This is a genomic window from Pararhodobacter sp., from assembly GCF_036802785.1.
Taxonomy (GTDB): domain Bacteria; phylum Pseudomonadota; class Alphaproteobacteria; order Rhodobacterales; family Rhodobacteraceae; genus Pararhodobacter.
This window is the reverse complement of sequence record NZ_DAIRVN010000011.1, coordinates 41,997-55,770: the sequence shown is the minus strand read 5'-3', so window position 1 is coordinate 55,770 and position 13,774 is coordinate 41,997. Positions and strand designations below refer to the sequence as shown.

16 protein-coding genes are annotated in these 13,774 nt (G+C 62.6%); 5 read left to right on the top strand and 11 right to left on the bottom strand.

The annotated features are described in order from the left end of the window. Positions 1-38: 38 nt before the first annotated feature. The 10 genes from V7Q53_RS06205 to V7Q53_RS06160 form a co-directional block, all read right to left on the bottom strand. A complete protein-coding gene (locus tag V7Q53_RS06205; RefSeq protein ID WP_333827589.1) occupies positions 39-476 on the bottom strand; it encodes a hypothetical protein in 438 nt (145 codons plus the stop codon). A gap of 2 nt (positions 477-478) precedes the next feature. Then, the gene (locus V7Q53_RS06200; protein ID WP_333827588.1) at positions 479-1,417 is read right to left on the bottom strand and encodes a phage tail tube protein; all 939 of its coding nucleotides are present in this window, start codon (positions 1,415-1,417) and stop codon (positions 479-481) included. A gap of 25 nt (positions 1,418-1,442) precedes the next feature. After that, complete coding sequence (locus tag V7Q53_RS06195; protein ID WP_333827587.1) at positions 1,443-1,865, bottom strand: acyl-CoA transferase; 423 nt, start codon at positions 1,863-1,865, stop codon at positions 1,443-1,445. Between the two features lie 89 nt (positions 1,866-1,954). Next, positions 1,955-2,338: a hypothetical protein gene (locus V7Q53_RS06190; protein ID WP_333827612.1), complete on the bottom strand. Its 384-nt coding sequence runs from the start codon at positions 2,336-2,338 to the stop codon at positions 1,955-1,957. 5 nt (positions 2,339-2,343) lie between these two features. Then, positions 2,344-3,150: a hypothetical protein gene (locus V7Q53_RS06185; protein ID WP_333827586.1), complete on the bottom strand. Its 807-nt coding sequence runs from the start codon at positions 3,148-3,150 to the stop codon at positions 2,344-2,346. Then, the gene (locus V7Q53_RS06180) at positions 3,151-3,780 is read right to left on the bottom strand and encodes a DUF6441 family protein (protein WP_333827585.1); all 630 of its coding nucleotides are present in this window, start codon (positions 3,778-3,780) and stop codon (positions 3,151-3,153) included. It abuts the gene before it with no gap. Beyond that, on the bottom strand, positions 3,777-4,088 hold the full coding sequence (locus V7Q53_RS06175) for a head-tail joining protein (protein WP_333827584.1): 312 nt from the start codon (positions 4,086-4,088) through the stop codon (positions 3,777-3,779). The genes V7Q53_RS06180 and V7Q53_RS06175 overlap by 4 nt, the downstream gene beginning before the upstream one ends. An 11-nt stretch (positions 4,089-4,099) precedes the next feature. Then, positions 4,100-4,636, bottom strand: coding sequence for a phage portal protein (locus tag V7Q53_RS06170; protein WP_333827583.1), 537 nt, complete (start codon positions 4,634-4,636; stop codon positions 4,100-4,102). A gap of 11 nt (positions 4,637-4,647) precedes the next feature. Next, entirely contained in the window at positions 4,648-4,857 is a 210-nt protein-coding gene (locus V7Q53_RS06165; protein ID WP_333827582.1) for a phage head-tail joining protein, read from the bottom strand. Between the two features lie 122 nt (positions 4,858-4,979). Next, complete coding sequence (locus tag V7Q53_RS06160) at positions 4,980-5,633, bottom strand: DNA methyltransferase (protein ID WP_333827581.1); 654 nt, start codon at positions 5,631-5,633, stop codon at positions 4,980-4,982. 642 nt (positions 5,634-6,275) lie between these two features. On the opposite strand from V7Q53_RS06160, the gene V7Q53_RS06155 reads away from it, so the two are divergent. Continuing rightward, positions 6,276-7,529 carry a tyrosine-type recombinase/integrase gene (locus tag V7Q53_RS06155; RefSeq protein WP_333827580.1) on the top strand — a complete coding sequence of 418 codons (1,254 nt, stop codon included), beginning with the start codon at positions 6,276-6,278 and terminating at the stop codon, positions 7,527-7,529. Positions 7,530-7,543: 14 nt separating this feature from the next. On the opposite strand, the gene V7Q53_RS06150 is transcribed toward V7Q53_RS06155, so the two are convergent. Further along, complete coding sequence (locus tag V7Q53_RS06150) at positions 7,544-8,140, bottom strand: hypothetical protein (RefSeq protein ID WP_333827579.1); 597 nt, start codon at positions 8,138-8,140, stop codon at positions 7,544-7,546. Positions 8,141-8,389: 249 nt separating this feature from the next. On the opposite strand from V7Q53_RS06150, the gene V7Q53_RS06145 reads away from it, so the two are divergent. The 4 genes from V7Q53_RS06145 to V7Q53_RS06130 all read left to right on the top strand — a co-directional run bounded on the left by V7Q53_RS06145 (position 8,390) and on the right by V7Q53_RS06130 (position 13,729). Continuing rightward, on the top strand, positions 8,390-9,382 hold the full coding sequence (locus V7Q53_RS06145) for a helix-turn-helix transcriptional regulator (protein ID WP_333827578.1): 993 nt from the start codon (positions 8,390-8,392) through the stop codon (positions 9,380-9,382). Positions 9,383-9,822: 440 nt separating this feature from the next. Beyond that, positions 9,823-10,746 (top strand): hypothetical protein, encoded by a 924-nt coding sequence (locus V7Q53_RS06140; RefSeq protein ID WP_333827577.1) that lies wholly within the window; start codon positions 9,823-9,825, stop codon positions 10,744-10,746. Positions 10,747-10,923: 177 nt separating this feature from the next. After that, entirely contained in the window at positions 10,924-11,214 is a 291-nt protein-coding gene (locus tag V7Q53_RS06135) for a hypothetical protein (RefSeq protein ID WP_333827576.1), read from the top strand. Continuing rightward, positions 11,207-13,729: an AAA family ATPase gene (locus V7Q53_RS06130; RefSeq protein ID WP_333827575.1), complete on the top strand. Its 2,523-nt coding sequence runs from the start codon at positions 11,207-11,209 to the stop codon at positions 13,727-13,729. Before V7Q53_RS06135 ends, V7Q53_RS06130 begins: the two co-directional genes overlap by 8 nt. Positions 13,730-13,774: the final 45 nt, after the last annotated feature.

The following is a 13,774-nucleotide window of genomic DNA, read 5'->3' as shown; positions in this document are numbered from 1 at the left end:
ATCCCAGACCTGCCAGCCCTCGGTCGTCTGGGGTCGGTTCAGTCTTGCCGGGCAGTCCGGGCAGCGCCCCTCGCAGGCAGCGCAGTAGCGGTCGCCCCAGCCGAAGGACCAGTCGGCAAGGGCGCGGAGACGTTTTTTTCCGCGTCCAGGATCAGACCCTTTGCGACGTATTGGGTCTGGAACACCTCGAAGACCGGCCAGATTTCCAGCAGGGCGTCGATGCCTTCCGGCGAGACGGGGATGATATTGCCCGCATCATCGCCGACACCTTCCCAATTCAGCACCGCGCGGCGGGCGACGGCTTTCGCCATGGCAAGCGCCAGGTCTTCCTGACTGGCATCGTCGGGCAGGGCCTCGATGCTTGGGTCGGCGCGCGCCGACACCATCAGCGCGGTGGTCAGCGGAGAGACAAGCAAGCGCAGGCCCGGGGCGAGGTCCAGCCATTCGGGCGTGGCGGTCAGGTTCAGTCGGATCATGATCAATATCCTGCAAGGGTGTTGACGAGAACTGCGGTGCACATGCGGGCGGGGCTGGTGGCCTTCGCCGCCTGCCAGTCGAAGCTGGCCTGCACGCCTTGCGGTCCGGCGATTTCGATCCGGGGGATCGGCAGATAGACGGCATGCGCGGTGAAGGTGAAGCTGGCATTCGCGCCGAGGCTGTAGACGAACTCCAGCTCGCAGGAACTGCCGTCGATGGCTTGGGTCACCAGCGACGTGTCGGAGAAGCGCACTTCGATCCGGCCAGTGAGCGCCGCCATAGTCGGGTCGGCGCCATCGATGCGGCCATCGCCCCGGATGGTCTCGATCCGGTCGAGGTTGTTGAAATAGGTGATCTCGGCAGAGACGACATTGCCCAATGCCGTGCCGTTGCGCTTCACCGTGCCGTTGAAATGGCCGAAGCGTTGCAGCCCGAGGGCGGTCGGCGTGCCTGCAGCGGTGGCGGCGGCGATGGTTTCGCCTTGGGCAATAAGCCGGGCTGTCGCTGTCAGCAGGCCGGATCGCTGCATCTGCCAGGACAACTGATCCAGCACGCAGCCGGAATACATCGCGAAGCGCGGCACCTCCGGCATGGCGGTCTCGATGGCCATGCTGGGCAGGGTCCAGTTGCCCGACTGGAAGGTGTGGGTCTTCGGCGTCGTGCCGGTCGTGACCGGTTGGCCGAATGCGGCCTTCAGCCAGAACCCGAAGGCCTCCACATCGATGGGGATCACCACCTCGCCGTCAGCCGTAACCGCGTCCTTGATCGGGGCCAGCGGATCGCGGCCATAGCCCAGCAGTTCGGATTCCAGCAGCGGTTGCTCCGATCCGAGCGTCGTCCGGGCAAAGGGCATCAAGCGGAACCCACTGACCGGCGGGGTGCCGTAAACCGTTTCATACGCAAGCGCCATCTGCGCCCGCGCGCCTTGCGCACGTGCCATGGGGGTCTCCTCGATGTTGGGGGTGTCAGGCCAGAGGGCCAGTTGTGGTGTAATGCAGAACGACGGTAATCACCGCCGCCTTCAGCGCTGCCGCTCCTTCGATGGGCAGGTCGACCGAGGCCGGGGCTTCGGGTTCGACCCAATCGCAGAGGCCGCCAAGTGTGCGGTCGGCTTCCAGCGCTGCGCCGATGGCAGCGATCAGGGTGTCGAAGGTGCTGGCCCGGCCATTCGGGGCTTGAACGACGACCTCCAGCTCGGCGCGGTGCTGGTAGTGATAGCGCAGCGGCGACAGCGTCACCTCCGGGTCGCCCGGCTGGCCATCGCGCAGAATGATCAGCCCGGCAGTTGGGATCCGCTCGGGCAGCACCTCATCACGCAGGGTGAGGGCGGCAAGCGGCTGCAGCCGCGCATGCAGCGCAGCGAGGACGGTTTCGCGGGTGGTGGGCACTTCGGGGCTGTTCCAAAAGAAATTGGCGATGGTCGCGATGTCTTTACAAGGCGGTGCAGCGCGCGTGTTCCGGCGTGAAGACTTGACGGTCAGATCTGGTTAAGCTTGCTACTTTTCATCGGTATTTCGAACATCGCGCCGCCGCCAACCAGATTGGCTTGGGTTTCTATCGTTTCCCAAAGCGCCATCAAGCGTTCCATCTGCTTGGTAAGCTTAGCCTTTTGAAGACCGGGTGCGAGAAAAAACCCAACCAGTTTGGAACTCTTGAACGCCTGTTGCTCGGCCTTGTTTTTCGTGATCCGGCGGTCAGCAGAGATGATGACCCAGTGGCCCTCGGCATTCAAAGCGCCGATCCACTCGGTGTCCTTTACTGCGGCACCGAATTTTTCTCTAAGGTGAACCACCTCGTGCTTGCCAGCGAAAAGTGCTGCGAGCGATTTCGCCATGGCCGGAGGCAGGTTTTCATCAACCATCACCTTCAAGCGGCCATCAGCTCCTCATGGAATCTGACGGCATCCTGGACCACTGACTTTTCGACTTCATACATCGCCGCCACGCGTGCCACCGAACCTTCGGCCTTGACCGCCTCTGCCAGCACGATAGTCGGAACGCCGGAGGCGGATGCGACCGGCTGACCAAAAGAGCGCGTGGGGTCGACGACAATGCTCTCCTTGCCCCGAAACGGCCGCCAACGCCTTACGATGTCGCCTTCAAGATCCAGATCCTTGAAGCTCTGCTCGACTATCTGCTTGAAGACATACTGCTTGGCCTTGAGATCAAGCAACTTAGGCTCGCCCGCGGCCTCAAGGCTCTCGAGGAAGATTGTGCGTCCATCGGTCCGGAAACGACCAGATGAAAAGGGGCGATCCGTCTGAATGCATTGCCGAGCGTAGTCAAGACAGTTCCGAACTGCCTTCAGCCCGATCCCATTTTCGAGGAAAGCCCGCACGAACCGAAGCTCAATCAGGTCGCGAAAGCTCAGTTCGATCTCATCGTCGATCTTGGGGATATCTGGCTTCCAGAGCGGCGCAACATGCCGGACTTCGTCATCTTTCTTGTAGTCATACCCATCTAGCCACCGCCGCAGGGTACGGGGTGGTGCCTTCAGGAGCTGCGCTGCGTCGGCCACAGAGTAAAGGCCAACCCCAACGAACTCGTGGATGGGCGTGTGTTGGTTCATCATTTTAGGTTGTAGCGACGCTCTCGCTGGAAGCAACAGAAATGCTTGCACCACGCCACCCTGTTTGCGGTGGTTGCTACTTCCCTGACGATTAGCCTCGTCCACTTAGTCCCTCGTATCAACCCACCCCGCCACAATCCGCCCCGGTACACTGTCCACTGCCCGCTCTGCATCCCGCGCAAGATCGAGCCGCTTGCGCAGCTTGACCTGCGGCACCAGCAGGAAGATCGGCACGGTCGCCACGCCGCGCCCGGTCTTGGATTTTGAAGCTACGGCCCGGCCTTTGGAATTCAGCCGCCCCTCGGCCACCAGCAGGCTTGGGCCTCGGCGACGATAGATGAACCTCAGCCGCAAACCGGTGCGGCGTTCCCATTCGCCTGGTGTGATCCTGCCGCCCTTGGTGCTTTTGCCAGCGGCGGGGGTGGGGATGGCCAGCCAAAATCCGTCCTTGGACCGGATCAGCGGGCCGGTATCATGCGCGCCGATGATGACCGGGGCGTTAGACCAGACCAGCGCCGCTGCATTCAGACTGTCGCCGGATATGGGGAAGCTGGCGAGGCGGATGGAGTTGCCAAGCCTGGTGCCGAGGCCAGCGCCGGTGATCTGGCCCCGCCAGGCGGATTTCAGGGAAGTGCCCGCCTCGCGCATGGCTGCCGAGACAGCTTTTTCCCCGGCGGCGACTTCGGCCTTCATGAGGGCGACAATGTCGGGGTTGAACTCGATCTTCAGTTTCATGCGGGGCGCAAATCCAAGGTCCAGACGAGCCGCTCGCGGTCGCGCACTGGCTCGCCCTGAATGTTGAAACATTCGCCGTCGATCTCGATGCGATCCCCGGGGCGCGGGGCTGGCACCTCGGCCACGCGCAGGTCGATGCGCGTGGTTTCCGACCAGACGCGCGCAGCCCCGAAGTCCGTGATGTCATCCGCGCGGCGCAGGACCACGCGGACGAGTTTCGGTGCGCCACCGTCCGCGATGTAGGTTGCATCGCGGGCGATGTTCGGATCACCAAACAGGTTGTCGATGGCGGCAGCAAAGACTGACACGTGCGCGCCCGTCAGTTCGAGCTGTGCAAGCGGATTGCGAGGCGGGGCCGTTTGTTGACCGGCAGGATCGAGGCTTCGGTCATCAGGTCGATCCAGCGGCCCTTGGCGTCCATCATCTGGCGGGCATAAAGTGGCAGGCCGATGGTGTTGGCGGTCTCCAGCAGGTTCGCGGGCCCGCCACCCGCCATGAACACTTCGCGCGCGGCGCGGCGCTGGAGGCCATAGAAATCGGTCAACCCCTCGGCATCCGCCTCGTCGGTCCAGGCAAGCCACAGGCGCTGCAGCTCTTCCTTGCGTGCAGGATCCGCGATCTTCGAGATAGGCTTGATCCCGTCGCCCACGGTGTTTGCGGCCCAGCTTTCTACCGCATTCACGGCATAACCGTTGTTGCGCACCAGCCAGCGGGCGCGGGCGGTGATGTCGGGCCCGGCGGCGGCGATCAGCGCGTTGACATGGGCACGGGTCGCGCGGAACCCGCGCAGGCGGCGGTGATGCTGACCCGCATCGAACCCGCCGATGAAGGCCCCGAGGCGCTGACGCCAGTTCATTGACCCGCCCATCATAGATCCTTCACAGCGAAGGGACGCAGCACCCGCCTAGCGCCGCGTTCCAGCTTGGCGATCCGGCGCTCGATATCGCCGATTGCTGCGGCCAGTTCCGCGTCGGAGCCGTAATTCACGGTCTTGCCGTCATAGCTGACCGACCGCGTGCCGCTGTAGCGCGCGGCCAGCAGCGCGCTGTGGCGGGATTTCAGTTGCTCGAGGGTCATCGGTCATTCCATGTATCTGGGCGTGCTGATCTTCCAGCCGCGCCGCCTCGGCGTCGTCACTTGGACGCCCAGCGCGCGTTTGGTTTTTTGGCCGCCTCGCCGCCCGATCTTTCCTTGCATCGTCATTCTGGCCAACCTTCAAACAGTGCCATTTGCGCTGGGCGCTGGGCCTCGTCCGATGGCCGCCAGATCCACGGGCCCGAGGCCGTGTGCAGCTGCGAGAGAGCGCCACGCATGTGCTGCTGCCAGTGGATGAACTCCGTTGCCGAGCAGGCGCAGAGCGCGTGACCGATGGGCCAGCCCATCAGCCATCCGACGAAGAGCGGGTTCAGCCGCCGCTTTGATCGGCCCTTCAGGATCCGCCGCGAGACGACGCGCCCATGCGAGGCAATCATCGAAGCCCAAAGCGGGCGCGAGATCGGGGCGTGCGGCGAGAACCTCGCGCCACGCGTCGTGGTCGCCGGGGCCGGGCGGGTGAAGCCCTGTTCCGCCCGGTAGTGCAGGATGTCCATCCGGGATTTGCCATCCGCCCGGGTGATGCTGGCCTCCGAACTGCCCTTCCAGTTCTGCGCGGCTGGTGTCGGCCATTGCGCCGCCTGCGCGGGCAGGGGCGGCATCCCGCCCGAACCATAACTCTGGCCCGGCCCGCCCTTCGCGCCATCTGTCGCCTTGGGCGTCGACCAGTTGGTGATGCCCAACGCCAGCGCCTCCGCCTTCCGCGTGAAGTCGCTGTTCCCGGCCGCGTTGTAGCTGGCCGTGCCGGGATGCAGGCTCATCGGTGTGGGCCAGGATGAAGAACGTCGCTGTTTCTGTCATCTGGTCTCTCCTGGTCGTCGCCCGGCATGGACGGGGTTCAGGGCTTTAGAAGCGCAGAGCAGACAGGGTGGCGGGAAGGCAGTGAACGGCGGTGATGCGCCGGAGGCTTGCCGGTCATTGATATCGCTGGGTTTTCCGAGGAGTGCGCACCGTGACGCCTGTCAGGTCCGATGTCGAATCACCGCGACAGACGACGCCACGCGGGGCCTCAGGCCCTGTTGCATGGCCGATTTACAGGCGTTTGCCTGTGTTTCGCGGGGTTTGGCAAGCATCCACACGAATTGGACCAACCGGCAAGGGGTCCGGAGCCTTGCCGGTCATTGATTTCAAAAGGAATTTACAAGATCCGGGCTGGTTTCGCTGCCTACCGAACACACGGAATGGATCGGGGGGGCGCACAGGCGGCTATTCCGCGCCCTGATTCTGTTGCTCGCGGCCAGGCTTTGATCCAGTCGCGCTTCGATTTTCCCCATGAATTCAGAGACCGGCAGCCCTGCGGCGCATCACCACCGGTCACCGCCTATGTGCCGGAGGGGGCTGCATGCTTCGCTTGATAAGCCTGCGCATCTACGCCTGTGTCAGGCGCAGCAGGAGGTGCGAGAATGGTCAAGAGATTGCGATTGAACGATAAATCAGTGCGCGAGCTGATCCCGGAAGAGGATCGGGATTATCAGGTCTTTGACACCGAGATCCGGGGGCTGTCGATCCGCGTCTTGCGATCTGGCGCGCGATCCTTCGTGCTGGATTACCGGTTCGCAGGGCGCCAGCGCCGCATGGCGATTGGCCGCTGGCCTGAATGGAGCGTGACGGCGGTCAGGGAACGGGCCCGCGAGTTGCGCCGCGTCATCGATGAGGGTTGCGATCCATTGGGCGAGCGTGGCGATTTGCGCGAAGCCCCACGGTTCAAAGACATGATCGACCGCTATCTGGTCGAGCATGTCCCGCATCTGGCGCCCCTGAATGCCTCTGATCAGCGCGCGGTACTGACCAAGCTGATTGCGCCGCTTTGGGCCAATAAGCTGGTGGCGGACATCACCCCGCATGACGTTGCCAAACTGCTCAACATCATTGCCGAGGGCCGGGCGCGACCTTCAAAGCAAAAGCCCAATAACCGCGCGCGCAAGCTGCAAGGCAAGAAGCCCACGCCAGTCCGCGCCAACCGCGTGGGAGAGGTGTTGCGCAAGATGTTCAGCCTTGCCATCACATGGGGCTGGCGCACAGACAATCCGGCGGCAGGGTTCAAGAAGCGGGTCGAGACCGCGCGCGAGCGCTTCCTGTCCCATGAAGAAATTGCGAAGCTGGCCGAAGTGCTGGACGCGGCCGTGGATCAGCGCGCCGCAGGCATCATCCGGATCTGCATGTTGACGGGTGCCCGCGTGGGCGAGGTGCGTCAGGCGCAGTTCGAGCAGTTCAATCTCGAACTCGGCGTCTGGTCGAAACCGGCGGCCACTACCAAGCAGCGTAAGGTCCACCGGGTCCCGATCTCGGGCGATGTCGCCGCCATCGTGCGCCAGCGCGGGCTTCTGGTGCCCAAAGGCAATCCATGGCTTTTCCCCGGCGATGTGCCGGGCCAACCCGTCAAGGAAATCCGCCGGTTCTGGATGATGGTGCAACGCGAGGCGAACCTGCCCGATGTGCGCATCCACGATCTGCGCCACACCTTCGCATCGCTGCTGGTCAGTGGTGGGGCTTCGCTTGAGATGATCGGCAAGCTGCTGGGCCATAGCCAGATGCAGACGACGTTGCGCTATGCGCATCTGATGGATTCGCCCCTGCGCGCCGGGGTGGATGCTGTGGCCGGAATGTTCCGGCCACGCCCGAAGATTGTCCACGATGCGGATGCCAAGCGCGCCTGAAGCGCCCCAGTCGTTCAGCTGTTCCCGCGCAGCGCGCGCCAGAACGGACGCAACCTGCGGCGGATAGTGCTTTCGTCCGGAACCTCGCCGTTCTCGGCCACATTGGCGAACCACTCCTGCAACTCGCCGATCAGCTCTGCCTGTGTGGCGGGCAGGCCGTGTTCGTGGATGCGCTGGATCATGGTCACATACATGCCTTCCCAATCATAAGGCGACAGCGACCCTGTCCCACCGCCGATACGGCGCAGCAGATCGTAATCATCCTCGAAGCGCTGCACATCCTGGCCCGTGACCATCAGATCCGCGATCGACACCTCGACGCCGTCGGTAGGCTCGGTGACATAGGCCCAATCGTGCCCACCCTCGGGCTTGATCCGCAGCAGCTTGATGACGGTCGGCCCGGTCCCGCCGCGACGGAAAAGGGGCAGCATGTCCATGGGGGAAACGGTGATCTTGCCTGACACCTTGTCGGTCCCGCAAATAGCGAGGGGAATGCCGGTCACAATGTCCAGTTTGCCCTCGGTGGCCCAGCCTGCAATGTCGGCGATCATGCAGCCCCAACGTGACGCGGTTTCATGCAGGTTGAAAAATGCTCTGGGTGGAAGTGCCATTCTGACTCCAATTCTCGTTCTGGGGGCATGCGGGCTTGCCACCAGCAGCAGGTGGCAAGCCGCGCGACGCGGTGATGCGAGGGGGGAGACGGCTGGGCATGCGATTGACGAAGGCACGCCTTGACCGGGGCGCCAGAGGGGCACCTGTCAAATTCTTCAATCAATTAACAACCTTAAGGCGAATCGCCCTCAGGTAGAGTATACGTCAGGGATTCCGTCATAAGCTGTCGGGGATAAAGGGGGAACGCCATGTCATTCCAGAAGGCGCAGGACTTGCTGAAGCTCGCGCACATCGCCGCGTCGCGTCATCAGGGTGTCACGGTCAAGGACATTTCAACAGAGTTCAGCGTGAACGAACGCACGGCCCAGCGCATGCTCTTTGCCCTGAAGGAAGTGTATCCGAGCCTGTCCCACAAAACTGACAGCGAGCGCCGCCGCTGGTGGACGCTGCGCGAAACCAACAAGCTCGGCATGCAGGGCGTCTATGACCATGAACTGACGGCCATTGAAATGGCGATCCGTCGCGCGCAGCGGGAGGGGGCGCATGCGGAGACGGCTTCCCTCGAGGCTGTGCGCGACAGGCTGGTGGCGAAATTGCCCACACCCGAAGCCCGGCGGACCGAGGCGAATGCAGAGGCGATGCTGGAGGTAAAGGGATATGCCTGTCGCCCTGGCCCCCGGGTCAAGACATGCCCTGACCACATGAGCATCCTCACCGCCGCGCTGAAGGGGCAGTTTCAGCTGATCATGTCGTATCGGGGCGCGCAGGATGCAGAGCCGAAAAAGCGCGTTGTTGAGCCCTATGGGCTGCTCCTTGGGACACGTCACTACCTGATCGCGCGCGATCCCGCCAAGGGTGACGGCTTGCGCCGGTTCCGCCTAGACCGCATTGCAAAGGTCGAAATGACCATGATCTGGTTCAAGAAGGACAAGGACTTCGACCTTGACGCCTATGCGGCGCAGTCCTTCGGTTCGTTCCATTCAGACGCAGAGTTCACCCGCGTCGTGTGGCGGTTCAGCCCGGCCGCCGCAGCGACTGCGCGCGAGTATGAATTCCACCCGAAACAGGAGATGGTCGAGCAGGACGACGGCGGGCTGATCGTGACGTTCGAGGCCAGCGGTCTGGTCGAGATGGCCTGGCACCTTTACAAGTGGGGCGATGCGGTCGAGGTGATCGAGCCCGCGGCGCTGCGCGAGATGGTGGCGGGATTTCAAAATGACCGGATCAAGGTGCCGCCGTGAGCGCCTGCCAAGCTTTCATGTTAAAGATTGGACGTCTGCGGCGGATTGGGCGACATCAGGCTTTGCCGCGGCAATGCATCCGCAGAAAGCCGCCACAGCGGACGTTCAAAGTGGCATCTTTGACCGGCGGCTGTTGGGCAGGAGAAACGGGCGGAGCAAACTTGCAAACAGTGATCGCCCCGGCGACGCACACAGCCTCGGCCCATAGTTGCCGATCGACAGTTCTCCACTAAAAGTCCGCATTTGCGCCCGCATTGCAGTCGTTTAGGGGCGCGAAGGCGATCAACGCAGTGATCGACGGGGGCTTCGTCTATCACCGGCGGACCGAAACTAAGTACCTTCACTATCCGACCCGGAAATAGCACAAGGGGCCAGCGACGACCGGCGACTGGTCGCGTGAGGCTTCGCGACGATCGCGCGATGATTTGGGGGGACGATCCTTGGGAAATGTCTGGCAGTTCTTCCAGCCACCGCTCTACTGGCAGCAATTCGAAGAGCTCTGCGCTGGCCTTCTGACCGAGGTCTATGGCGTCCCCAATGCGCAGCAAGTGGGCCGCCCTGGCCAGGCACAGAACGGCGTCGATGTCTTCGGCACATCGGCCCGCCACGGACGGATAGGGATCCAGTGCAAGCGCCTCTCCGACCTCGACGAGAACAACAATCCCTATCCGGGCGGTCCGATCACCCGCGCTTTGCTGCGTGACGCGGCCGACGACGCTCTTAGCTTCGTACCGGATCTCAAGCTGTGGATCCTCGCAACCACCGCCCGCCGCGACACCAAGGTACAGGGATGGGTCGAGGAACTTAACAACGAGTGGGAGCAGATGGGCCGCAAACGGATTGCGATCGTTTGGACTTGGGACGAGTGCATCTCGCATCTGAACAGCTATCCCGAACTCCAGCGCCGATATTATCGCGATGTGATCCAGGTGGGCTCGCCCAAGGATATCGACGAGATCATCCTGCGCACCATCGCCATGGCGTTTGCCCGACCGGCCTTCGAGGTGCCGCTTCACTGCGAAACCCCCAGCGAATTCTTCCATGCTCTGAAGGACACGCAGAAGGCGCTTCGCACTGGAGAGCTGGTTGATCGCGAAAGCCGGCAGGTCATCCGCAAAGCGATAGGTGGTTATCGCGAACTGGACGATGATCTGGCCCGCACTGGCCTTGGCGACGTCGACAAGCATCTGAAGCTTCTGCGCACGCAGCTCGAACAAGGCCTCAAAGATGGCACGATCGTGACGGTCGGCACCTGCCTTGATATCCGGCAGCCTGACCTGGCGCGCTATCTCGACGAACTGCGCCAGCGCTGCCTCGATGACCTGAACAATGTCCTTCGCTATGCCGGCATCCCCACGGTTTAGGCATAGCGCTCGGCGGTCGGAGAAATTTGGTAGCTTGTCCGCCTGGCGATATTGCAACCGATCCGGCGTGATGGCGCGATCGATCATTTTCGGCTGGGATCAATCTGGTTAGTCTGACTCGGCATGCGCGCGGGCAATCGGTGTATTGCTGCGCCGATTCGCGCAAAGAAGTCGCTGATGGAGGGACTGGTGGAAAAGGACGAAACGGAAGCACTGGACGATGCGGCGGCAAATGGTGTGCTCGCTTTGCCAGAGGTCGAACCAGCGGAGACGCCTGACGCGTTCCTGGCAGTCGTGTCCAAGACCCTCAAGGTGTCGGTCAATGTGGACGCCGATCTTGCCAGCATTCTTTCGGATCACCTGCTGACTGTCACGCCGCATGCCAATGCCGTGGCCAATGCGAAGGCCGCAATCGTCGCGTTGGCAATGAAGCGCGCGGCATCAGCTGTGGAGCAGGCCAATGCCTGATCCGATGCTTTTCCACTCGCTGACGCTGGAAGGCTTCCGCGCCTATCTTCAGCCCAAGACTTTCGATTTTAGCAAAAAGCCCTGCTTGGCAATTTTCGCGCCGAATGGTCTGGGCAAGTCGAGCGTCATCGACGCGCTCGAATTTCTCTTCTCCGAACATGGCACGCTCGAACGGCTCGGGCAGCGCACCCTGAACAACCAGGCCGGACCGCCCGCGCTCATGCACAATGGTGCGCAGGCAGCGGGCATTACGCCGGTGGTCAAATTCACGACGATTACCGGCAAGACGACGGCCGAGGGCAGCCGCGCCGCAGTAGGCAACCCGCGCCCGATCCACGCGGCCGCGACCGCAATGAAGGCCGGTTTCGTCGTCCCACCGATCATCCGCGGCTATACGCTGCGCACCTTCGTTGAATCGCATAGCCCTGAGAATCGTTACAGCGACGTGGCGGACTGGCTCCAGCTTTCACCGCTGGTGGAAGTGCAAAAGAACCTCCGCCTACTGCGCCGTGATGTGAAGGCCGCTGCCGAGAGCACCACCGAACAGGAACGCGTTGTCGGCCTGTTGCGGACCGAAACCGCCCAGGCAGTTCAGGCGTGGGACGACGCGGCCGTGCTCGGCTTCATCAACACGAGCGTCATCGCGCCGCTCGATCCGGCGTTGACGCTCACAACGCTCGCCGCTCGAGACGAGGGCTATGTCGAGGTCGGCAAGCGTGTCGAGGCGGAGGAAAAGCGGGTCGGGCTCGCTGTCCTGAAACAGATCCGTAATTCGGTCGTGGCCCTGTGGCAGAAGATTGTCCCCGAGGACGGTGGTGACGCCAAATTGTGCGGCGCCATCGCGGCATTCGATAAGGCGCTGGCCGTTCAGGCTGATGCCAAGGCCACTGAGGCCGATGAGCGGGACAAAGCGGCCGGGACCGTTTTCCGATCGGTGTGGAAGGAAGCCGAGAAGCTGTTTTCCGATGTCGCGACGGCGCCCGACGCCTGCCCGGTATGCGCCACGGCGATCGGCGACACCGCTGCCGGGAGCGTGCCCGCAATCCGCGATCTGCTGCAGACCCATCTCGAGGAACTTCAAAGCTACAACGACGCGAAGACCGCGCTGGACGACGCTGAGACTGCCGCTATCCAAGCACACAACCAGCTCGTGGCGCGTCTTCCCGCCATGATCGAGCATCTGCCCGACGATTTTGGCGACTGGTTCAAGATCGCGCTCATCGCCTATCAGACCGGCGTTTTCGGATGGCCGGCCGCCGATGCGCCTGAGTCCGCCGCCATTGTCGCCGAGCTTGAGACCCGTCTGGCAGAACTCGACCAAGACATCGCGGACATCGAAGCGAAGCAGGGCGAGCATACATGGGTCAAGGCTAAGGCCAGCATCGACCGGCTGCTGAAGCTTCAGGAGGATGTGGCGCTGGCAGCGCGAACCGCCGAGGAGCTAACCGCGCTGCACGAAGCGCTCGTCGCGCAGGCCACGCTCGTATCGGGCAAGATCCGTGAAAAGGTCCAGTCGCTGCTCGACACGCTTCAGGCGCCGATGAACGACATTTACAAGGAGATCCAGGGTGCCAAAGCCAAACTGATCCGGCTGGAACTGCCCGGCGAGGATGACATCAACCAGCAGCGCATGCAGCTGGTGATCCATTTCGCGGAAAACCGTCCAAGCGTCGCGCCGGGCGGCTATCTCAGCGACTCTCAGATCCATTCGGTCGCGCTCGCTCTGCGCCTCGCGGCAATCAAGAAATTCAACGGTGCCGCACCGGTGATCGCGCTGGACGATGTCGTCACATCCTATGACGCCGATCACCGCCGCGCGATCGGTGCGTTGATCGCGAAGATGTTCACCGACTGCCAGATTATCCTAGTCACTCATGACGAGCGTTTCTTTAATCATCTGAAGGACCAGCTAGCCGCAAAGGACTGGCAGTTCAGCCGCATCATCGGACTGGACCCGGCGTTTGGGCCGCGCTTCGCCGACCACAAGGTCACCGACGAGATGATCGCCGACCGCTGGGCCAAGGGAGAATCCGCCGCCAACGAGATGCGCCAGGCCGAGGAAGAATGGCTGCTGGGCATTGCGCGCGGGTTTGGCGTCAATGTCCGCATCCGGCAGCTCGAAAAGGCCTATTCATATGAGCGCTCCGAGCTGGCTTCGGCGATTGGGGGGTTCCTCGGTAACCTCAAGTTAACCCCCGCCGATGTGCCGGGTGTCAACAATCGCTTCATCACCAGCCTCATGAAGGGCGATATTGAGAATTTCGGAAGCCATTTTCAGGATGCGCCTTATGGCGACGGCTCAATTGGGGACGAACAGACCAGGTGGGACGAGTTCAAGGTGTTCCGCGGGCAGTTCGAGTGCGTCTGCGGGCGCACCAAATATCAGCGGCCGTTCGGCCTAAGCAAGCCGGTGTGCGCACACGACAAATGCGAAACGCAGTTCGCCTTCAAGCCGCTTGCGGCAGGCGCGGTGGCCGTTCCCGAGGGTGCCGCTGGCCCAGTTGCAAAAACGTGAAGTCGTTCTGGCAGCTATTTTGGCAAGGCGACTCTGTCGAGACGC